Raw genomic sequence first — 21,335 nt, 5'->3', positions numbered from 1 at the left:
GTGGAGACGTTCCGGGCAAAGACAAAACGATAAGCAAAACACAACACAGACAGTTCTTGGGGAGGAATGGTCATGACGAACAAGGTCACCAAAGCTGGATCGATATCGCGGCGTCGTCTGCTGACGACGGCAAGCGCCGGCGCCGCTCTCGCCGTCTCGCCCTTTCGCATCAATCTACTGCAGGCCCAGGAAGCACCGATCAAGATCGGCTTCCCGGTTCCCTTGACCGGCCCATATGGCGCCGAGGCCCAGGACCAGGTCCGGGCGGGTCAGCTGGCTGTCGCCCAATTCAATGATGCTGGCGGTCTCAACGGCCGCAAGGCCGAGCTCGTCGTGCGCGATGACAAGCTGAATCCCGGTGAGGCGGCGACGCGGACATTGGAGCTGGTCGAGAAGGAGAAGGTGAATTTCGTCGTCGGCAGTCTGTCGGCGGCGGTTCAGCTTGCGATCAACAACGTCACCAAGGAGCGCGGCGTCATCTTCAATTCGATCAGCCAGTCCGACGCCATCAACGAGGCGGCAGACTTCAGCAAATACACATTCCACGAAGCGCTGAACCCGCACATGACATCAGGTGCGGTCGGCCGCTACGCCTTCACCAAATTCGGCAAGAAGGTTGCGTTTCTCACGGCGGATTATGCCTACGGTCACGAGATGGTTCGCGGCTTCCTTGAGGTCGGCAAGGAGTTCAACATCGAGAACCTCGGCGACATCCGCCATCCGCTGGGAACGACCGATTTCTCGACCCTGCTGCCGCGTCTCCAGTCGCTGAAGCCCGATATTTTGTGCATCAGCAATTTCGGGCGGGACCAGCAAATCGCGCTGAAGCAGGCAACCGACTTTGGCATCAAGAAATCGATCCAGATCATCGCGCCGCTGCTCTCGCATGCCAGTCGCGTCGCGGCGGGTCCGCAGGCATTCGAAGGCGTCGTCGGCGGTTGCTCGTTCTACTGGGGTATCGATGACAAGTTCGCCTCGACCAAGGCGTTCAACGATGCTTTCCGCAAGATGTATGACGGCAAGCTGCCCACCGATTACGGTGCGCTCGGCTATGGCGGTGTTCGGACCGTGCTCGAGGCGGTCAAGGGCGCCGGCAGCGTGGAGACCGACAAGGTCGTCACCGCATTGGAGGCTCTGAAGTACGACTACTACAAGGGACCGCAATATTATCGCAAATGCGATCACCAGTCGGTGCAGTCGGTGCTCGTGATCAAGTCGAAGTCCAAGGACATGAAGAACGAGTCCGATGTGTTCGAGGTTCTGTCGACCGAAGAACCCAACGAAAAGAACCTGCGTACCTGCGAAGCGCTCGGTCACAAGAGCTGAGCTCGTGCGATTGGCGCGCGCCGCGGGACGGTGCGCGCCACATTGGGGTGATGAGATGGCGGGCCTGAGCTTTGACCTGATTGCGCTGCAACTGTTCGCTGGGCTGGCGCTCGGCGCGATCTACGTGCTGTTTGCGATCGGCCTCTCGCTGATCTTCGGGATGTTGACGGTCGTCAACTTCGCCCATGGCGCGTTCTACATGGTCGGCGCCTATGTCGGGCTCTACCTGATTTCGATCGGCGGCAATTTCTGGGTCTGCCTGGTGGCGGTGCCGCTCTTGGTCGGACTGTTCGGCCTTGTGGTCGAGCGCGTGCTGATCCGGCCGCTCTACGGCCGCGGCATCGACTATCCGCTGCTGCTCACCTTCGGGCTGAGTTACGTGATGGTCGAATGCGTGCGCATTGCCTTTGGCAAGACCGGTTATCCCTTTGACACGCCCGAGATCCTGCAGGGGGCGGTCAACATCGGTGTCGGCTATTTCCCGCTCTACCGCCTGTTTGTCATCGCGGCGACGGCCGTCGTCCTGCTGGCGCTCTGGTTGTTTCTGGAGAAGACCAGCTTCGGGCTCATTATCCGCGCCGGCGCGCGCGATCCGCAGATCGTCCGCGTCCTTGGGGTCGATGTTTCCAGAGTCTGGCTGATCGTGTTCGGGATAGGTACCGCGATTGCGGGCTTGGCCGGGCTGTTGGCGGCCCCGCTGCAGGGCGTCATTCCGGAGATGGGCGGCACGATTCTCGCCGAAGCCTTCGTGGTGACGGTCGTCGGCGGAATGGGGTCGATCGGCGGCGCCATATTGGCAGGCCTGCTGGTCGGTGTGGTGGTCAGCATGACCTCGCTGTTTGCACCAGAGATGGCCAAGGTTTCGATCTTTGCCCTGATGGCGCTCGTGCTGATTGTTCGTCCCCAGGGCTTCTTCGGCCGCGCCGGATTGATGAGCTGAGCCAGGCATGACCGACGCTACCGAATCCATCAAACAGCCCGATACCACGACGGCCAGTTGGTACGAGTTCGCGACTAAGCATCGCGCCAGCATCGCGGCCGCGGTGATCCTGGTTTTTCCGCTGGTGATGCCGTTCACGGCCCTGGCCGTGAACATCCTGATCTATGGGCTGTACGCCCTCGGCTTCAACCTCGTGTTTGGCTATCTGGGCCTGCTCTCATTCGGTCATGCTGCGCTGCTCGGGACCGGTGCCTATGTCTGTGGTATCGCCATCGTGCACTTTGGCTGGCCATGGTATGCGGCCATCGCGGCCGGGGTCGCCGGCGGCCTGTCGATGGCGCTGTTGATCGGCGTACTCGCGATCAGAACCCGCGGCATCTACTTCGCAATGGTGACGATGGCGCTGTCGCAATGCGTCTACTACCTTTTCTATCAGGCGGTTGACCTGACCGGCGGTGAAAACGGCCTGCGCGGCATCAACGTCCGCACCATCGATCTGTTCGGCCTGCGGATTGATTTCATCAACCCGATGGTCCGCTACTACGTCATTGCGGCTTTCGTGATCGCCGCTTTTTTCGTGATGTCGCGCATTCTGGCGTCACCGTTTGGGGCCGTTATTGAGGCGGTGCGGGAGAATGAGATGCGGGCCCGCGCGTCAGGTTATGACGTGACCCTGACCCGATTGCTGACCTTCGTCCTGTCGGGTGGCTTCTGCGGCCTCGCGGGTGCCTTGCAGGCCCTGCATCTGTCGATCGTGCCGATCGAGATTTTGCACTACGAGACCTCGGGCCTCGTCGTGATGATCGCGCTGCTGGGCGGGATGGGGACATTCTTCGGGCCGATGATCGGCGCCGCGGTCTTCCTAGTGCTGGAGAACATCGTCTCCGTCTGGACCGTGCACTGGCAATTGATCGTTGGCGCCATCTTCATTGCATGCGTGCTGTTCTTCCCCGCCGGCATCTGGGGTACGCTGATCGCGCGGGGCAGGCGATGACCGGGGCGGCAGACCAGGCGGGAGAAATCATTCTGCGCACCAGAGGCGTCGGCAAGACGTTCGGCAAGTTTATCGCGCTCAACAACATCTCGGCCGAGTTTGCCAGGGGAGCGATCACCTCCATCATCGGTCCGAACGGCGCCGGAAAGAGCACCTATTTCAACTTGCTGTGCGGCGCCTTTCCGCCGTCGAATGGCAGCGTTGAGTTCGAGGGCAAGGATGTCACCGGTCTGCCGCAACATCGCTTTGCTCACATGGGGATCGCAAAGTCGTTCCAGATCACCAGCGTGTTTCCGCAGCTCACGACGCGTGAGAATATCCGCGTCGGTCTGCAGGCCTTGGTGTCGAGATACGACATCTGGCGCCCACGCGCGCGGCTGACCGAACTGGTCGAGCGGGCGGACGCGCTGCTTGCCCTGGTCGGGTTGTGGGAGTCCCGCGAACGCGCCGCCAAAACACTGGCTCATGGCGAGCAGCGAGCGCTGGAAATCGGCATGGCGCTTGCCAGTCAGCCTCGCTTGTTGCTGCTGGACGAGCCGACGGCCGGCATGAGCCCGGAAGAAACCCGGACCATGATGGATCTGATCGTGAAGCTCGCAAAGGAGCGTACGGTCATCCTCGTCGAGCACAAGATGAAACTCGTGCTCGGAATCAGCGATCGCATCCTCGTGTTGCACCATGGCGAACTTCTTGCCGAGGGGACACCGCAGGAGGTCCGGCAGAACGAGGCTGTGAAGCGTGTCTATCTCGGCCAGCGGGAGCATTGAGGTGATGCTGCAGATCGGCAAACTCAATGCCTGGTATGGCGCAAGCCACGCGCTGCAGGACGTCTGTCTCGAGGTGGGCAAGGGCGAAATCGTCTGTCTGATCGGCCGCAATGGAGCCGGCAAGACCACGACGCTGAAATCGATCATGGGCTTGATGGGGCGGACGCGCGGCTCGGTCACCTTCAAGGGCGAGGAGCTGCTGCGCCAGCCGGCGCATGTTCGCTTCGCGCTGGGGCTCGCCTACGTTCCCGAAGAGCGGCGGATCGTGCAGGGGCTGTCCGTGCGAGAGAATTTGCGGCTCGGCCTTGTCGCATCGAAGCAGAAGAAGCGTGAGGTCGAACTGATCGACGAGATCGCCGTGATATTCCCACGACTGGCCGAGCGCATGGATCAGGAGGCGGTTACGATGTCCGGCGGCGAGCAGCAGATGCTGGCGATCGCGCGGGCGATGATCGCAAAGCCCGATCTGATCATGCTGGATGAGCCCTCGGAGGGCATCATGCCGGTGCTGGTCGACGAGATGTTCGAGCTATTCCGCAGCATGAAGGCGCAGGGAACGACGGTGCTGCTGGTCGAGCAGAACGTCGAGCTCGCACTCGGTATCGCGGATCGTGCCTATGTGCTGGATCAAGGATCCGTGGTGCACCAGGCATCTGCGCAGGCACTGCTCGCCGACAATGAGATCAAGGAGCGATATTGTTCGGTGTGAGCGGGCTCCCAGGCGGGCGCAGTTGCAACCGGCGCCGACGCCATCTTACTCCGCGGCGCTTGCGATCTCTTCGGCTCCGCGATTGGTCACGACGACCTTGATCGCGTCGTCGACGCGATCCCGCGCATATCTGAGCGCCGTCGGCAGGTCGGCCAGCGGAAAGGTATGCGTGTGGATCTTTCTCGCGTCGAACCGCTTCGCTGCCATCAGTTCCATGGCGCGGTGGGTGGCGCTGCGGCCCTCGCCGCGGATGCCGTAGGCGTAGATGTTGTTTCGCACGAGATGCGCAATGTCCAGCGTTGCTGCCTCGTGCGGGAAGGCGGCCAGACAAATCCTGCCACCACGGTTGGTCATGTGAATCGCCTGGTTGAGTGTCGCTTCGGTGCCGGCACATTCGACGACATAGTCAGCGCCGATCCCCCCTGTTAGTTGCCTCACAACCTCAACGGCGTCCTCATCGTTGATGTTGATGACCCGATCGGCCCCCAATTCCCCGCCGATCGCCAACCGCTTGTTGCGTGTTCCCGTCAGGATGACCGGGCTTGCACCAAGCGCCTTGGCCACCGCCACAGCGAGCAGTCCAATCGGCCCGGGGCCGATCACCACGACGCTCTCGCCGGCAACCAATCCCCCCAATTCCGTCAAGCCATACATCGACGTACCGGCGGTCACGACAAGCGTCGCTTCCGCGTCGCTCATCGCATCAGGTACGCGCGCCAGCGTGTTGATGTGGTTCACCGCGTATTCGGCGAATCCGCCATCGGTCGTAAAGCCGTTGGCGCGGTGACCCTTCTCGGGCTTTCCATAGTTGAGACAGGACGTGTACATGCCCTGGCGGCAGCGTTTGCATTGGCCGCAACCGGCGTGAATCTCCACGCTGACGCGCTCACCGATCCTGAATTCGTCAACGTCCGGGCCGAGCGCGGCGACCGTGCCCATGTATTCGTGGCCAGGCGTAAAGTTCTTGTTGAAGGGCAGGCCGCCCTGAATGCTCGCCGGCGACCCGGCATGGATGATCTCGAGATCCGTGGCGCAGATCGCAACCGCATCGATACGGACCAGCACCTCGGCACGCGACGGGGCAGGCGTCGGCTTCTCGCTCAGGTGGAGCTGATCGGGGTCGCCAAGGACCCAGGCTTTCATGCGGTCGGGGACGGGAAGGTCGGGCGATGTCTTGACGCCGGGCGGCTGGTACATGGTCGCCTCCTCTTTTGGTTGGCAGCCTAGCGCAAAACGGCCGGCGGCCGCGAGCAGCCGATGGTTGGCATCGCGGCTCCGCCATTTGCTGCACAGCAGCGGGCGCGTCGCAAAACCTTCATACGCGGACTATACTTGATCGTCCGGTTGATGTTGAAATCCTCATCGCATCCCGCCAAACCGGAGCCTCCCATGAAGACCGTCCGCCTTGTCCTCGCGTTGCTGGCGCTGACGCTGATCGCGCCGTGGCAATCGGCTAGGGCGGCCGACGTGATCTGCTACAATTGCCCGCCGGAATGGGCGGATTGGGCCTCGATGCTGAAGGCGATCAAGGCCGACCTCAACTACGACATCCCGCACGACAACAAGAATTCCGGCCAGGCGCTGGCTCAGATCCTGGCTGAGAAGGCCAACCCGGTCGGCGATATCGGCTATTTCGGCGTCACCTTCGGCATGAAGGCCAAGGCCCAGGACGCGCTCGAACCCTACAAGCCGGCGCATTGGGACCAGGTCCCCGCCGGCCTCAAGGATCCGGACGGCTATTGGACCACGATCCACTCCGGCACGCTCGGCCTGTTCGTCAACAAGGACGCACTTAGCGGCAAGCCGGTGCCGGCCTGCTGGAAGGATTTGTTGAAGCCCGACTACAAGGGGATGGTCGGCTACCTCGATCCGTCGTCGGCGGCGGTCGGCTATGTCGGCGCAGTGGCCGTCAATCTGGCGCTGGGCGGCTCGCCCACCAATTTCGATCCCGCGATCGGCTTCTTCAAGGAGCTGCGCAAGAACGATCCGATCGTGCCGAAGCAGACGTCCTATGCCCGCGTCGTCTCCGGTGAGATGCCGATTCTGTTCGACTATGACTTCAACGCCTACCGCGCGAAATACTCGGAAAAGGGCAACTTCGAGTTTGTGATTCCCTGCGAGGGCTCGGTGGTGTTTCCCTATGTCGTCGGTCTCGTCAAGAACGCGCCCGACAAGGAGAAGGCCAAGAAGGTCATGGACTATCTCCTGTCCGACAAGGGCCAGGCGATCTGGACCAATGCCTATCTGCGTCCGGCCCGCCCGATCGAGCTGCCGGCTTCCGTGAAGGGCAAATTCCTCCCCGACAGCGACTACGCGCGGGCCAAGAGCGTCGACTGGGGCGAGATGGAAAACGTGCAAAAAGCCTTCGTCGACCGCTATCTCGCCGAGGTTCGCTGAGGCAATATGGTGCCCTTCGCCAGGGCACCAATCTTCCGATGTCGCAAAAGTCCTTTGTTTGGCTCTGTCTGCTGCCGCTTGCGGTGGTGACGACGGCATTCTTCCTGTTGCCGATGGCACGGCTGGTGATCGCAGGTGCCGAAGGGCCGCACGGGCTCGCCGGATATCTCGCGATCCTTGCGGAAGGCCGCTATCGCGCGACGTTGATCAACACCGTGCTTCTCGCGGCGGCAACCACGGTCGTGACGCTGATCGTGGCGACGATTGCCGGAATGTTTCTGCAGCGGCACCGCTTTCCCGGGCGGGCCGTGCTGATCGCAATGCTGACCTTTCCGCTGGCGTTTCCCGGCGTGGTCGTCGGCTTCATGATCATTCTGCTGGCCGGACGACAGGGGCTGATCGGCGATCTCTCGAACAGGATCTTCGGCGAGAAGATCGTTTTCGCCTATTCGATCTACGGGCTTTTCCTGGGTTATCTCTATTTCTCGATCCCGCGCGTGATCCTCACCATCATGGCGGCCGTACAGAAGCTCGATGTCGGCCTGGAGGAAGCCGCGCGGTCGCTCGGCGCCAGCCCATGGGCGGTGCAGCGTGACGTCGTGCTGCCGGCGCTCGCGCCGGCTTTCGTCGCTTCCGGTGCGATCGCCTTTGCCACCGCAATGGGAGCGTTCGGGACCGCTTTCACGCTGGCGACGAATATCGACGTGCTGCCGATGCTGATCTACACCGAGTTCACGCTGGCCGCCAATTTCGCGACCTCTGCAGCATTATCGGTCGGACTTGGCCTGATCACCTGGCTCATCCTCGCGCTTGCCCGCACGTTCAGCGGCAGCGCGGTCGCGGCGGCCGGGTGAACCCATGCGCGACCGCCTGATCTTCGCCGGCCAATTCATTTTCACACTGCTCGTCGCGGCATTCCTGGTGGTGCCGGCGGGGCTTTCGATCTCCGCCGGGGTCACCGTCAATTATTTCCGCGGTATCCAGTCCGGTGTCACCTTGCAATGGGTGGCGCAGGTCTGGGAGCTCTATGCCGGCACCATCCTGCTCTCCTTCGTGATCGCCTTCGCGACCCTTGCGGTCACGCTGGTCGCCGGCGTCCCCGCCGCCTATGCGCTGCATGCGCGCGGCGGCCGGCTTGCGCGCATCGTCGAGGAGATCATCACGTTGCCACTGGCGATCCCCGGACTTGCGATCGCGCTTGCACTGTTGCTCTCCTATGGGAGCTTTGGCGGCTTTCGCCGTTCCTGGCTGTTCATCCTGGTCGGCCACGTGATCTTCACCATGCCGTTCATGGTGCGGTCGGTCATGGCGGTGTTTGCCACCGTGGACATCAAGACGCTCGATGAAGGCGCCGCCTCGCTCGGCGCATCGCCGTGGCGGCGATTTCGCGATGTCATCGTGCCGAATGCCCTGCCGGGAATTCTGGCCGGCGCATTGATGGTGGTCACGCTGTCGCTCGGCGAATTCAACCTGACCTGGATGCTGCATACGCCGCTGACGAAGACGTTGCCGATCGGGCTCGCCGACAGCTACGCCTCGATGCGGCTCGAAGTGGCCTCGGCCTACACCCTGATCTTCTTCGTGATGATCATTCCGCTCCTCGTTGCGATGCAGCTGCTGGCTGACAGGGATCCCAAGCGATGAGTACGGACGGCCATGGCGCAGCAGTGCAGATTGAAAGCTGCGGCAAGACGTTTGCCGACGGCACGCGCGCCCTCGATCCCGCGACCCTCGACATTGCGCGCGGCGAGACGCTGGTGCTGCTCGGGCCATCCGGCTGCGGCAAAACCACGATGCTGCGCATCATTGCAGGCCTCGAGTTGCCCGATGCCGGCGGCAAGGTCCTGTTCGACGGCAAGGATATGACCTCGGTCCCGATCGAGCGGCGTAATGTCGGAATGGTGTTTCAGTCCTACGCCTTGTTCCCCAACATGACGGTGGCGGACAATATCGCCTACGGCCTGAAGATCCGCGGTGTCGCGAGGAGCGAGCGGGTCGCACGCGTCGCCGAGCTGGTGACGCTGACGAACATCACCGGATTGGAGAACCGCCGCATCGACCAGCTTTCGGGCGGCCAGCGTCAGCGCGTCGCATTGGCGCGTGCGGTTGCGATCCGGCCCGGCATCTTGCTTCTCGATGAGCCTTTGACCGCCCTTGACGCCGCCTTGCGGGACCGGCTGCGCAGCGAACTCAACCGGCTGTTGCGCGCGCTCGGGATCACGACGATCTATGTCACGCATGACCAGGCCGAAGCCATGGAACTGGGTGATCGCATTGTGGTGATGCGGAAGGGCGCGATTGCCCAGATCGGAACTCCGCGCGAGGTCTACTTCGCGCCGAAGGATCGGTTTGTGGCGGAGTTCATCGGCGCAGCGAACATTGTGGAAGCTCCGATCGAGAACGGTGTATTGCAGCTGCCCGGCGGGCGATTGCCGATCGACGGTGGAGCGACGATTGCGAATGCAACCGTCATGATCCGCCCCGAAACCATCCGCGTGACGGAGACCGGCGCGGGCGCGGGGGTGCTCTCGGGTATCGTCGATTCCGTCAGTTTCATCGGCGACCGGCAGCGGATCGTCGTGAGTGGTGCATCGGGCAAGCCGCTCAATGTCGATGCGCCGAACACGATTCAAGCCAAAGTCGGCGACCGGATCGGACTTTCGATCGCGCCCGATGCTCTTCGTGTCCTGCCCTCCGAACCCTGAGCTCCATCGATGCCGTCGAAACCGGTCCTCATCGCCCAGATATCCGACCTCCACATCAAGCCGCCCGGCGCGCTGGCCTATGGCCGCGTCGATACCGCCAAGGCGCTTGAACGCTGTGTGGCGGCGCTCGGTGCATTCGAGCCTGCACCGGATTTCGTCGTCATCTCGGGCGACCTTGTGGATACGCCGTCCGTCGAAGAATACGACTATCTCAAGCGATTGCTCGCGCCGCTGCGCCTGCCGTTAGCCGGCATTCCCGGCAATCACGACTCGCGGGAGTGGATGCGCGCAGCATTTCCCGCCGCGCCTTATGCTCACGCAACGGGACCGCTCGACCAGAAGATCGAGGTGAACGGCCTCGATCTCCTGCTGCTTGATTCAAGCGTTGCCGGGAAGCCGCATGGCCTGCTTGAAGCGTCGACGTTGCAATGGCTGGATGCGACGCTGGCGACGGCGACCGATCGGCCGGCGCTGCTTTTCCTGCATCACCCGCCGTTCAAGGGTGGGATCTGGCACATGGACCGCCAGGACCTGTTCAATGCCGAGGAACTGGCCGCAATCGTCAGGCGCCACCCGCGTGCGCAGTTGATCGCGTGCGGGCACGTTCACCGGGCCATGCTTACCACCCTTGCCGGCATTCCCGTGACAATATGTCCTGCGCCAAACCATGCGGTCGACCTGGATCTCGGACAGCTCCGAGAACCGTCGTTCAAGGTGGAACCGCCTGCGTTTCATCTGCACGCGTGGTTTCCCGGGCAGGGTTTTGGGCAATTGGTCACGCATCAGGTCCCAATCGGTCAGTTCGACGGGCCGCATCCGTTCTTTGGGCCTGACGGCAAGCTGCTGTGAGCCCGGCCGGGCGCCGGCCAGCACAGAGGCGTTTCGCCACGCGGGATTTGCGTTGCCGGACCGGGTTTCCGGATCAGGTGCCGCTGTCGGGTACAATTGAGCGTTGCAACTAGGTGTTTATTTATTCCAAATTGTACTTTGAATCCCCTGCACGGACCTTTGTTGCTGTAGGTCCCCGGCGGGGTTATAGTCCCCTCCGCTTTCATTGATCGATGGCTTTGTCGGCGTCCGCTCTGGCGGCCGATTAAACGCAACACAATCAGTCTGGATGACAATGACCGGTGCGTCGCCCATAGAACGAATTGCCGGTGCGCCGTCGTTTCCGAACAACAAGCTTTCGGTGCTGCGCAAGCATCCCTATTTCTCAGATCTTGAGCCGGAGGCGTTCGATCAGCTCTGCCGCTACGCCAAGCACACCACGCTGAAGCGCGGGACGACGATCTTTTCCAAGGGCGATCCCGGCACGAGTTTGATTGCGGTGATTTCGGGCACCGTGAAGATCAGCATCTCATCGCCGGATGGTCGTAACGCGATCCTGAACCTGATCGAGGCAGGAGAGATATTCGGGGAGATCGCGCTGCTCGACGGCTTGTCGCGGACGGCCGATGCCACCGCCAACAGCAATTGCGAGCTGTTCGTCATCGACCGGCGCGAGTTCATTCCCTTCGTGCGCAGCCAGCCGACGCTCGCGATGAAGTTCATCGAACTGCTTTGCGAACGATTGCGCCGGACCAGCGATCAGGTCGAGCAGGTTATCCTGCAGGACTTGCCCGGTCGCCTGGCCAGCGCGCTGCTGCGCCTGAGTGACAAGCACAAGCGCGAGCCGCAAGGGCGCACCATCTCGATCACCCAGCAGGAGATCAGCGAGATGGTCGGCATGACACGCGAGAGCATCAACAAGCAGCTCCGGGCGTGGGCGATACGCGGCTGGGTCAGGCTTGAGCATGGCGCGATCGTCGTGCTGAAGCCCGAGACGCTTCAAGCGTTGGTCGAGGCCGGAGCTGATGACGGCGACTAGTTGCCGCGGCCGCCGACCAGTCAGGCATGTCACGAAACGGTGAATTTGGCAGGCCCTGTGAAACCAATCACATCGGCCTTCCATGCATTGCGGTAAGTGACGCTTCGGGGAGCACACTATGGAGGAATCCATGCAGGGCTCTTTCGACAAGCGACGGCAGGACCCAGCGAGCAACTACCAGAGCTTCAGCATCAAGCTGATCGCTCTGCCGGTGCTCGTCATCGTTGCCTTGATCGGGATGCTGGTCAGTCGCCCGGCGGCGGTCAAATGGATATCGGACGCGGCGCAAGCCGAGTTCGCTGGAACTGATGCCATCTACGCCGATCCGGTGCCCAACATCGCACAGCCGGCGCCAACGGCCCGGCCGGGCAACGAAATACGGACAGTGAAAGCCTACTGATCGTTGATGCCGTCGTCGCGTGCCAAGGTCGCGTGCCAAAGTCACGCGCCAAGATGCGACGTCGGCAATTCAGATCGTCCAACGCTCCGCTTCCATCCTCACGCGGCAACACCGAGCAGCTTTGCTGCGGTCTGGCCGAGAATATTGGCCTTGTCGTCGTCGCTCAGCGACGTGCACGCGAAGATGTGGTCGACCGGTGCCAGTTGCCAGGGATAGGGATAGTCGCTTCCCAGCACGATCTGGCCGGAGCCCACCTGGGCGGCGAGGTGCCGGATGGCCTCAGGCGTGAAGATCAGGGAGTCGAAATAGATCTGCTTGAGATATTCCGTCGGCGCTTTCTGGAGCTTGACGTCCGGGTTGCATCCCTTGGGGCCGACCAGGCAGGGATGGTCCGAGCGGTCGGCATAGGAGGGGAGGTAGCCGCCGCCATGCGCGGCGATGACCTTCAATCCCGGGAAGCGATCGAGCGTGCCCTCGAAGATCAGGTGAGAGAGCGCGATCGTGGTCTCGAGCGGATTGCCGATCGTGTTGCCGAGCCAGCCATTTCCGGAGAGCCGCTTGTTGAGCTCGGGCACGCCCTGCGGATGGATGAACAGGGGGACGCCGAGTTCCTCAGCCTTGGCCCACACCGGATGAAACCTGGAATCGGAGAATTCGACGCCGTTGACGCCGCCGCCGATCGCCGCACCCTTCAGGCCCTGCTTCCTGACCGCCGTCTCCAGCTCCTGCACGGCGAGATCAGGCGCCTGCAGCGTCAGCGAGGCGAAGGCCGCAAACCGCTCGGGCTTCGAAGCGCAGAGTTCGGCGAGCTTTTCATTCTGGATTTTCACGATCTGCCCGGCAAGCTCGCGATCGCGGTCGTACCAGTATGGATTGATCGACAGCACCTCCATATCGACCGCTTGCGCGTCCATCGCAGCCAGGCGCTTGTCGATCTCGACGAAGGCCTCAATGGCGCCGTTGACCGGCGGCAGTTGCAGTTTCCCGGCGTCAGCGCCGAGCAGGGCTCCCGCCTCGCGGAAGTGGCAATGCGAATGAATGTCGATCGTCTTGACGCGTTTGCCGCTGACGGAGACCGGCAATTTCTGGCGCGATTGCTGCGCGTTCGCGTTGTGCACGAGCCCGCAGCCGCAGAACACGATGCCGGCCGCCGCCGTTGCTCCCACCTTCAGGAAATCCCGCCTTGTAGCCATGACGATCGCCTCCCAAGTGTTGTTTTGTTATGGGGGGCAGCCTAGGGATGCGCCTTGGCGGTCGCAAGACCACACGCTGTGCGTGTCGCGCAATGTTGATCTGCTCAGACCGGCTTGATCCCGGCCTTCGCGATGATGTCGCGCCATTTCGGCACTTCGTCCGCAATTCGCTTGCGCATGCCGTCGGGGCCGTTTGCCAGCACTTCGAAACCGTCATTGCGCAGCTGTTCAGCGATCTTCGGCGTCTTCAGGATCGCGATCGATTTCGCCGACAGCAGCGCGACGATGGAGGAGGGCGTATTTGTGGGCGCAAGAAACCCCTGGAAGGTGTCGGAGACGAAATCCTTGTAGCCGAGCTCGATCATGGTCGGCACGTCCTGTAAATCGAACCATCGATGGGTTCCAGTGATGGCCAGCGCCTTTAGCGCGCCCGACTCGATGTGCGAGTGGGCAGGTGGCAGCGCTGCAAACGCGACCTGGGTTGTTCCGCTCAGGATCGCCTGGATGGCCGGACCGGCGCCCGAGAACGGCACGTGCGTCATCTGGATCTGGCCGATGATCTTGAACAGCTCTCCTGCGAGATGCGGCGTCGTCCCGAGCCCTGGGCTCGCATAGTTCAGTTCGTCCGGGTTGGCCCTGGCACGCGCGACCAGGTCGGCGACCGAATTGATCCCGAGCTTCGGATTGACCAGGATCACGTTGGGCGAGGTACCAAGCTCGGCAATTGGTGCAAAGTCTTTCGCCGGATCGTACGGGATTTTGGCGTAGAGGCCCGGATTGACGACATAGGCACTCGACGTGATCAGCAGGGTGTAGCCATCTGCGTCGGCATGTGCCGCTATGCCGATCCCGATATTGCCTCCACCGCCCGGCCGGTTCTCGACCACGATGGTGCCGCCGAGCGCTTCGCCGAGGTGAGTACCGAGGATGCGGGCCATAATGTCGGTCGGCCCGCCCGGCGCGAACGGCACGATGACCTTGATCGGGCGTTCCGGATAGCCGGCCGCCCTGGCTTCCCCGGCGAGACCCGCGACCGCGAGCACGCCACCGGCCTTCAAGATGGCGCGACGCGAGGGCGAGGCTGGCCTGCTGCCCGTCATTGGATATGCCTCACCCGCATCACGGCTCCTGCAGGCCGAACACCGCCACCGCGCGGATCGGCGATGCCGTCCCGTCGCGCCATTTCATCGGCAGGCCGATGAAGGTGAACTGCCCCTGGCCAAGCAGGGCCTCGAGATTGCACAGGCTTTCGATGTGGGTGATGTCGAGGTCGAGGCAGGCCTTGTGAACCAGCAGGTTCTCGTCGCTATCGGGACCCGGGCGCATCGAATCGATGCCGAAATGAACGATGCCTTGGTTCGCGAGCCACTCAGTGGCGGCGACATTCACGCCGGAATTGTCGGTCGAATATTCCTTGCGCGGAAAGGTCCGCGCATGATGCCCGGTGCAGAGCAGGACGGTGCCGCCGTTCGGGATCGGCCGTCCGGCCGCCTTCACGGCGGCGTCGAGATCGGACGGGGTGATCTCGGCACGCGGCGCAATATGGCGCAGGTCGAGACAGATGCCCGGCACGATGCACTTCTCCAGCGGATATTCGTTGATCGGGATGCCGCTCGGGCCGAAATGCCGGGGCGCATCGATATGGGTTCCGCCATGGTCCGGCATCGAGATGAACATCGATGCCAACCCATAGACATTTCGCGAATCCGCGAGGGCTTCCGCGTGGTTCTTCCACATCCCGTGGATGATCGGCGGATGGCCGGGATAGCTCGGCGTGCGGTGATAGAGCTCTCGGCTCAGGTCGACGATCCTCACGACGGGTGCCCTTTCTTGGCGGAGCTGGCGCAGGCGCGCTTCTACCCATGATGCTGACGCGTTTGCCGCGCTTGTGCAAGATGCCGCTTGCCCTCGGTGCAGAACCTGAAGCAAATCGGGCATTCCGGCACGCATTGCCGAAGGGAGAGTTCACGTGACCGACTATCGCAAGCTATTTGATCTCACCGGCAAGACGGCCGTCGTGTTGGGGGCTGCCTCAGGGATCGGCAAATCCTCGGCCGAAGCGCTGGCGTCGCTCGGCGCGCGCGTGCTCTGCGCGGATCGAGCCCAGGAAGGAGCGGAAGCAACCGCCGCGGCGATCCGGCAACAGGGCGGATCGGCAACGACCGTCAGTTGCGATGCGGCTGATCGTGCTGATGTCGAGGCGTTGGCGGCGAAGGCGCTCGCGGAATTTGGTCGGATCGATATCGCGGTGACGACGCCGGGCCTGAACATCCGCAAGACCATCCTCGACTACACCGAGGAGGATCTCGACCGTGTCATCAACCTCAACATCAAGGGCACGGTCTGGTTCTTCCAGGCGTTCGGCCTCATCATGGTCAAGCAGCAAGGTGGCAGCCTGATTGCCTGCTCTTCCGTGCGCGCGGTGACCATCGAGCCGGGGCTTGCGGTCTATGGATCGACCAAGGCTGCGATCGGGCTGCTGGTCAAGGGCTTCGCGTCCGAGGTCGGCCGATCCGGCGTCCGGGTCAACGCGATCGCGCCGAGCATCGCGGAGACCGCGCTGACCGGCCCGTTCAAGCAGCGGCCCGACATCTACGATCTCTACGCCGGCCACACTGTGTTCAATCGCTGGAGCAGTGCCGATGAGGTCGCGACCGCCGTCGCCTACCTCGCTTCGGATGCGGCGAGTTATGTCAGCGGCAGCACGCTGTTCGTCGACGGTGGCTGGACCGCGGTCGACGGACCGCCGACGGGTCTCACGCATTTGGCGCGCTAAAGCGTTTTCGAGCGAAGTGGATACCGGTCGTGTGCAGAAAACGCGTCAAAACTAGAATCTAGAGCCCCGTTCCGATTCAATCGGAACGGGAGAGGCTCTAGGAGACGAAGCCCGCTTTGCTGCGCAGCTCCGATGCATCCGACGACGTCAGCAACGCGATCAGGCGTAGCCCCTGCGATGCAGAGGCTGCCTGCGTAGGAACGGCGGCCGTATACATGGTTGCAAGGTCGCATCCCGGCGGCAAGGTGTCCGATAGCACGACGTCCTGGGCGCTGATGATTTCGGTCGATTGCGTGCAACCGAGCGGCCGCCGGTCATTGGTGGCAGCCAGATGCCGCATCGCGGTCGCGCCGTTGGGAAAGATCCTCAGCCGGTCGGCAACATCGTTCGCAATGCCGAGCTGTGCGAGGACCTGGGCGACGTGAATTCCGGCCGTCGAGGCCTTGGTATCGGGCACGAAGATCGCGTCCGCAGCGAGCAGCGCCGCGCGCAGGCTCGCCGCATCCTTTGCGCTCACCGGCTGATCGCCCGCCCGGACCGCAAGCGCCGTTTCGACCCGGCCGATGTCGGCAATCGAACTGCGCAGGACCAGCCCTTCGTCGGCAAGCTTCGCGATCAGCGCGGCGGTGAGGATCACGATGTCGGTTGGAGCGCCGGCGCGCAATTTGTCGGCCATGGCGCCGACCGCGCCAAAATCGCCGGCAATACTGAGGCCGGTTTCGGCTTCAAACGCCGACGCGAGGCTGCGCACGAGGCCCTGCGCTGCGCCGCCGCTCAGGATGTTCAACGTCTTCATTCGCACTGTTCCATTGCCATGTCTTGACCGCTGCGTGCCTATTGAGTCTTGTCCAGCCGTTTGACGACGTCTGCCCACTTCACGACATCGGCGCGCAGGAATCTGTCGAACTCGTCCGGCGTCATCGGCATCGGTACCGCGCCCTGCGCGGCCCAGAGCTTCTCGACCTCCGGCCGTCTGATCGCGGCGTTCACGGCCGTGTTGAGCTTGTCGATGATCGGCTTCGGCGTACCCGCGGGTGCCATCAGGCCAAGCCAGATCGTCGCCTCATAGCCGGGGACACCGGCCTCGATCACCGTCGGAACGTTGGGCAACACACTCGAGCGAATCTCGCCGGTTGTCGCGAGCGCGCGCACCTGGTTTTCGGCAACATTCGGCGCCATCGCCGGCACGGCATCGATCATCATCTGGACCTGGGCGCCGATGACGCCGCTACGGGCTTCGCCACTGTTGCGGTAGGGCACATGCACGACGTCGATCCCGGCCATGGCTTTGAACAACTCGCCGGCCATGTGATAGGGCGTGCCCTGACCCGACGAGGCGTAGTTCAGTTTTCCGGGCTGGGCTTTTGCGAGCGCAATGAACTCCTGCAGCGTCTTCGCTTGCACAGAAGGGTGGACCACGATCACGAGGTCGGAAGTGTTCAGGGACGCGATCGGCACGAGGTCGCGCATCAGCTCATACTTGCGCTGCGGCACCAGCGATTCATTCGCGGTCTGGGTGTTCGACATCATCAGAAGGGTGTAGCCGTCGGCCGTCGCCTTGGCGACCTCGAGCGTGCCGATCACGCCGCCGGCGCCGGTGCGGTTCTCCACCACGAAGGGCTGGCCGAGGTTTTCCTGCAAGATGCTGCCGATCTGTCGCGCGACGACGTCGGCCGGGCCGCCGGGGCCGAAGGGAACGATGATCCTGACCGGCCGGGCAGGGTAGTCTTCGGCGTCAGCACGTGAGCCTGCCATCGACACGGTCAGCAGCGCCGCGACAAGCACCAAGGCGTACCGTAAGCCCGCCATTGATCCTCTCCCCCAACTTTAGTCTTGTTTCTTGGTTAGAAGTCTAGCTGCAACCTGAAGCATCTGTCGACGACAGACTCCGTCCTTGCGTATCGGAATATGAGCGGCTGGACGGTGTATCAACTTCGCCATCGTGTGCGGGGAATCGTATGAGGAAACATCCTGGGCTATCGCGCCGCGCCATGCTGAAGGGCTCGGGCGCTGTGCTGGCAGGGGCCGCTTTTTCAACGCGCGTGATGGCCGCTGCGCCACCCGCCGAGCCGGTCACGCCGACGCTGATCGAGGCGGCGAGGAAAGAGGGCCAGGTCGTCTACTACACCTCGACCGATCTGCCGGTCGCCGAGAAGCTGGCACGGGCGTTCGAAGCGAAATATCCAGGGATCACCGTGCGTGTCGAGCGCACCGGCGCGGAGCGTGTGTTCCAGCGGGTCGGCCAGGAATATTCCAGCAACATTCATGCGGTCGACGTCGTCAACTCCTCCGACGCGGCACATTTCATCGTGTGGAAGCGCGACGGCATTCTGACGCCCTATGTTCCGGAGGAGGTCGCAAGATACTATCCGGACGAGCATCGCGATCCCGACGGCCAGTTCGCAAGCTTCCGGGTCTGGCTGTCGATCATTGCCTACAACACCAATCTGGTGAAGGCCGAGGAGGCGCCGAAGAGCTTTGCCGATCTGCTCGACCCGAAATGGAAGGGCAAGATCGTCAAGGCGCATCCCGGCTATAGCGGCACCATCATGACTGCGACCTATCAGATGCAGCGCGACCTCGGCTGGAGCTTTTTCGAGCAGCTCGCAAAGCAGAACATCATGCAGGTGCAGTCCTCCACCGATCCGCCGAAGAAGCTCGATCTCGGCGAGCGCGCCGTGATGGCTGACGGCAACGAGTACAACATCTTTCAGATGAAGGAGGCCAGCCGCCCGGTCGAGCCGGTCTACGCCACCGAAGGGTCGCCGCTCATTGTCGGCCCGAACGGGATCTTCAAGGATTGCCCGCATCCGAACGCCGCAAGGCTGTTTCAATCGTTCGCGCTCGGGCGCGAGGGGCAGCAACTCAACATCGAGATCGGCGGCTTGCGCTCGGTCCACGCGCAGGCCCAGGAGAAGGCGGGCCGCAAGCCGCTGAAGGACATCAAGACGATGAAGGACGATCCCGCGGCGGTGGAGCGCGAAGGGGAATCGATCAAATCGCGCTACACCCGCATCTTCCGCGTTTGACGGACGGCGTGGGCTCGATAGCCGAGCATTTGGGCGGCTGTCGCATGCCATATGCGCGGTTTTCGCCGAGACTGGGTCAATAATGCCCCTCGGCGGAGGGGACATTTGATGTTACCAATTTGGCCATGAACCAGCATGCCAAGGTCGACATCCGCCATTCCACCTGTCCGCACGACTGCCCCTCGGCATGTGCGCTCGACGTCGAGGTGATCGACGGACGTTCGATCGGCAGGGTACGCGGCTCCAAGCAGCAGACCTACACCGCCGGCGTGGTCTGCGCCAAGGTCGCGCGCTATGCCGAGCGGATTCATCATGCCGAACGGTTGACGTATCCGCTGCGCCGGACCGGGCCGAAGGGCTCCGGGCAGTTCACGCGGATCTCCTGGGATGAGGCGCTGGACGAGATCGCCGCGCGTTTCGATGCCGCCGAGCGGGAGTTCGGGGCCCAGTCGGTCTGGCCCTACTATTACGCCGGCACCATGGGGCTGGTGATGCGCGACGGCCTCAACCGGCTGTCGCATGTGAAGAAGTATTCGCGCTTCTACGGCACGATCTGCGCAACCATCGCGCGCATCGGCTTTGCGGCCGGGACCGGCAAGATCGCCGGCGTCGATCCCCGCGAGATGGGCGTCTCCGACCTCGTCGTGATCTGGGGCACCAATCCGGTCAACACCCAGGTCAACGTGATGACGCATGCATCGCGGGCGCGGAAGGAGCGTGGCGCGAAGATTGCGGCGGTCGACGTTTACAACAACGAGACCATGAAGCAGGCCGACATCAAGATCCTGCTGCGGCCGGGAACCGATGGCGCCTTCGCCTGCGCCGTGATGCACGTGCTGTTCCGCGAGGGATTTGCCGATCGCGATTATCTTGCGCGCTATACCGATTGCCCCGACGAACTGGAAGCGCATCTGAAGACCCGCACGCCGGAATGGGCGTCGGAAATCTCGGGCGTGCCGGTCGAGGAGATCGAGGCATTCGCGCGGCTGGTCGGGACCACCAAGCGCTCCTTCTTCCGTCTCGGCTACGGCTTTACCCGCAGCCGCAACGGCGCCGCGCAGATGCACGCCGCGACGTGCATTCCCGCGGTCACCGGCGCCTGGCAGTATGAGGGCGGCGGCGCCTTCTTCAATAATGCCGGCATCTGGCGCTTCGACGAGTCGATCATCGAGGGCCACGACGCGATCGATCCCACCACCCGGGTGCTCGATCAGTCGAAGATCGGTCGCATCCTCACCGGCGATGCTGAGGCGCTGCGGGGCGGCGGGCCGGTCAAGGCGATGCTGATCCAGAACACCAATCCGATGACTGTGGCGCCCGAGCAGGCGCTGGTGCGCCAGGGCTTTGCCCGCGAGGATCTATTCGTCGCGGTGCACGAGCAGTTCATGACCGAGACCGCCCAGATGGCCGATATCGTGCTGCCGGCGACGATGTTCATGGAGCACGATGATCTCTATTACGGTGGCGGCCATCAGCACATTTCGGTCGGTCCCAAGCTGATCGACCCGCCCGGCGAATGCCGCTCCAACCACGAGGTGATGCAGGGGCTCGGCCGTCGGCTCAATGCCGTGCATCCCGGCTTCGACATGACGCCGCGCCAGCTGATAGACGCAACTTTGAAGAAGAGCGGGCACGGCGATATCGCGACGCTGGAAGCCGATTTGTGGCGCGATCTGCAGCCGGATTTCCGCACGTCGCATTATCTCGATGGATTTGCCCATGCTGACAAGAAGTTCCACTTCAAGGTGGATTGGGGCAAGGTCCCGGTTGGGACAGGCGGGCTGATGGGGGCGTGGGACAAGATGCCCTCGCTGCCCGACCACTGGAGGATCATCGAGGAGGCGGACGCGCAGCACCCGTTCCGTCTGGCGACATCACCTTCGCGCAGCTTCCTCAACACCAGCTTCAACGAAACGCCGTCGTCGCAGGCCCGCGAGGGCGCGCCGACCGTGATGATCCACCCCGACGATGCGGCCGCGCTGTCGATCGCCGACGGGGAGGCCGTGACGCTCGGCAACATGCGGGGCGAGACCACGCTGACCGCGCAACTGTTCGATGGTGTTCGCCGCGGCGTGCTGATCGCCGAGTCGATCCACCCGAACAAGTCCCACATCGGCGGCCGCGGCATCAACATGCTGACCGGAGCGGAGGCCGTCGCACCGCTCGGCGGCGCCGCATTCCACGACAACAAGGTCTGGATCAGGAAGGCGTCGGCTACCGCCTAAATCCTGC

The 21,335-nt window shown here is 62.9% G+C and carries 21 protein-coding genes; 15 read left to right on the top strand and 6 right to left on the bottom strand.

Translation table 11 applies throughout. The features are described 5' to 3' along the window. Positions 1-72 precede the first annotated feature (72 nt). From WDM24_RS29155 to WDM24_RS29135, 5 genes are read left to right on the top strand one after another with little or no spacing between them, the layout of a single operon-like run. Positions 73-1,326, top strand: a complete 1,254-nt coding sequence (locus WDM24_RS29155) for an ABC transporter substrate-binding protein (protein WP_338691010.1) — start codon at positions 73-75, stop codon at positions 1,324-1,326. A 55-nt stretch (positions 1,327-1,381) separates the two neighbouring features. Further along, positions 1,382-2,266 (top strand): branched-chain amino acid ABC transporter permease, encoded by an 885-nt coding sequence (locus WDM24_RS29150; RefSeq protein WP_338828233.1) that lies wholly within the window; start codon positions 1,382-1,384, stop codon positions 2,264-2,266. Positions 2,267-2,273: 7 nt separating this feature from the next. Beyond that, positions 2,274-3,260, top strand: coding sequence for a branched-chain amino acid ABC transporter permease (locus tag WDM24_RS29145; RefSeq protein ID WP_338828232.1), 987 nt, complete (start codon positions 2,274-2,276; stop codon positions 3,258-3,260). Further along, positions 3,257-4,027, top strand: coding sequence for an ABC transporter ATP-binding protein (locus WDM24_RS29140; protein ID WP_338832462.1), 771 nt, complete (start codon positions 3,257-3,259; stop codon positions 4,025-4,027). Before WDM24_RS29145 ends, WDM24_RS29140 begins: the two co-directional genes overlap by 4 nt. A 4-nt stretch (positions 4,028-4,031) precedes the next feature. Continuing rightward, on the top strand, positions 4,032-4,736 hold the full coding sequence (locus WDM24_RS29135; protein ID WP_338832461.1) for an ABC transporter ATP-binding protein: 705 nt from the start codon (positions 4,032-4,034) through the stop codon (positions 4,734-4,736). A 45-nt stretch (positions 4,737-4,781) separates the two neighbouring features. Here WDM24_RS29135 and WDM24_RS29130 read toward each other — a convergent pair whose 3' ends face one another. Next, entirely contained in the window at positions 4,782-5,933 is a 1,152-nt protein-coding gene (locus WDM24_RS29130; RefSeq protein ID WP_338828231.1) for a zinc-dependent alcohol dehydrogenase, read from the bottom strand. A 192-nt stretch (positions 5,934-6,125) separates the two neighbouring features. Between WDM24_RS29130 and WDM24_RS29125 the strand changes: the two genes are divergently transcribed. From WDM24_RS29125 to WDM24_RS29095, 7 genes are all read left to right on the top strand, one after another. Continuing rightward, positions 6,126-7,133: an ABC transporter substrate-binding protein gene (locus WDM24_RS29125; RefSeq protein ID WP_338828230.1), complete on the top strand. Its 1,008-nt coding sequence runs from the start codon at positions 6,126-6,128 to the stop codon at positions 7,131-7,133. A gap of 38 nt (positions 7,134-7,171) precedes the next feature. Continuing rightward, on the top strand, positions 7,172-7,987 hold the full coding sequence (locus WDM24_RS29120) for an ABC transporter permease (protein ID WP_166207760.1): 816 nt from the start codon (positions 7,172-7,174) through the stop codon (positions 7,985-7,987). 4 nt (positions 7,988-7,991) lie between these two features. Beyond that, positions 7,992-8,777 carry an ABC transporter permease gene (locus WDM24_RS29115; RefSeq protein WP_166305572.1) on the top strand — a complete coding sequence of 262 codons (786 nt, stop codon included), beginning with the start codon at positions 7,992-7,994 and terminating at the stop codon, positions 8,775-8,777. Further along, entirely contained in the window at positions 8,774-9,838 is a 1,065-nt protein-coding gene (locus WDM24_RS29110; protein ID WP_166305575.1) for an ABC transporter ATP-binding protein, read from the top strand. Before WDM24_RS29115 ends, WDM24_RS29110 begins: the two co-directional genes overlap by 4 nt. Positions 9,839-9,847: 9 nt before the next feature. Beyond that, positions 9,848-10,687, top strand: coding sequence for a phosphodiesterase (locus WDM24_RS29105; RefSeq protein ID WP_166305578.1), 840 nt, complete (start codon positions 9,848-9,850; stop codon positions 10,685-10,687). Positions 10,688-10,961: 274 nt separating this feature from the next. Continuing rightward, on the top strand, positions 10,962-11,705 hold the full coding sequence (locus WDM24_RS29100) for a Crp/Fnr family transcriptional regulator (protein ID WP_166308469.1): 744 nt from the start codon (positions 10,962-10,964) through the stop codon (positions 11,703-11,705). Between the two features lie 118 nt (positions 11,706-11,823). Continuing rightward, complete coding sequence (locus WDM24_RS29095) at positions 11,824-12,105, top strand: hypothetical protein (protein WP_338828229.1); 282 nt, start codon at positions 11,824-11,826, stop codon at positions 12,103-12,105. Positions 12,106-12,203: 98 nt separating this feature from the next. Here the strand turns inward: WDM24_RS29095 and WDM24_RS29090 are convergent, their stop codons facing one another. The 3 genes from WDM24_RS29090 to WDM24_RS29080 all read right to left on the bottom strand — a co-directional run bounded on the left by WDM24_RS29090 (position 12,204) and on the right by WDM24_RS29080 (position 15,113). Then, positions 12,204-13,298, bottom strand: coding sequence for an amidohydrolase family protein (locus WDM24_RS29090; RefSeq protein ID WP_338828228.1), 1,095 nt, complete (start codon positions 13,296-13,298; stop codon positions 12,204-12,206). Positions 13,299-13,402: 104 nt separating this feature from the next. Then, positions 13,403-14,398 (bottom strand): tripartite tricarboxylate transporter substrate binding protein, encoded by a 996-nt coding sequence (locus WDM24_RS29085; protein WP_338828227.1) that lies wholly within the window; start codon positions 14,396-14,398, stop codon positions 13,403-13,405. Positions 14,399-14,417: 19 nt separating this feature from the next. Then, positions 14,418-15,113, bottom strand: a complete 696-nt coding sequence (locus tag WDM24_RS29080) for a cyclase family protein (protein ID WP_338828226.1) — start codon at positions 15,111-15,113, stop codon at positions 14,418-14,420. A gap of 154 nt (positions 15,114-15,267) precedes the next feature. Here WDM24_RS29080 and WDM24_RS29075 point away from each other — a divergent pair, with 154 nt between their 5' ends. Then, entirely contained in the window at positions 15,268-16,074 is an 807-nt protein-coding gene (locus tag WDM24_RS29075) for a glucose 1-dehydrogenase (RefSeq protein ID WP_338828225.1), read from the top strand. 97 nt (positions 16,075-16,171) lie between these two features. Here the strand turns inward: WDM24_RS29075 and WDM24_RS29070 are convergent, their stop codons facing one another. Together WDM24_RS29070 and WDM24_RS29065 are read right to left on the bottom strand one after the other, a co-directional pair. Then, complete coding sequence (locus tag WDM24_RS29070; protein ID WP_338828224.1) at positions 16,172-16,870, bottom strand: substrate-binding domain-containing protein; 699 nt, start codon at positions 16,868-16,870, stop codon at positions 16,172-16,174. Positions 16,871-16,908: 38 nt separating this feature from the next. Further along, entirely contained in the window at positions 16,909-17,883 is a 975-nt protein-coding gene (locus WDM24_RS29065; RefSeq protein WP_338828223.1) for a tripartite tricarboxylate transporter substrate binding protein, read from the bottom strand. A 149-nt stretch (positions 17,884-18,032) separates the two neighbouring features. On the opposite strand from WDM24_RS29065, the gene WDM24_RS29060 reads away from it, so the two are divergent. Continuing rightward, the gene (locus WDM24_RS29060; protein WP_165124935.1) at positions 18,033-19,103 is read left to right on the top strand and encodes an ABC transporter substrate-binding protein; all 1,071 of its coding nucleotides are present in this window, start codon (positions 18,033-18,035) and stop codon (positions 19,101-19,103) included. A 125-nt stretch (positions 19,104-19,228) separates the two neighbouring features. Continuing rightward, complete coding sequence (locus WDM24_RS29055) at positions 19,229-21,328, top strand: molybdopterin oxidoreductase family protein (protein WP_338828222.1); 2,100 nt, start codon at positions 19,229-19,231, stop codon at positions 21,326-21,328. Positions 21,329-21,335: the final 7 nt, after the last annotated feature.

Origin of the sequence: Bradyrhizobium sp. 27S5, from assembly GCF_037217225.1 — a bacterium.
Taxonomy (GTDB): domain Bacteria; phylum Pseudomonadota; class Alphaproteobacteria; order Rhizobiales; family Xanthobacteraceae; genus Bradyrhizobium; species Bradyrhizobium septentrionale.
This window is presented reverse-complemented; position numbering and strand designations above follow the sequence as displayed.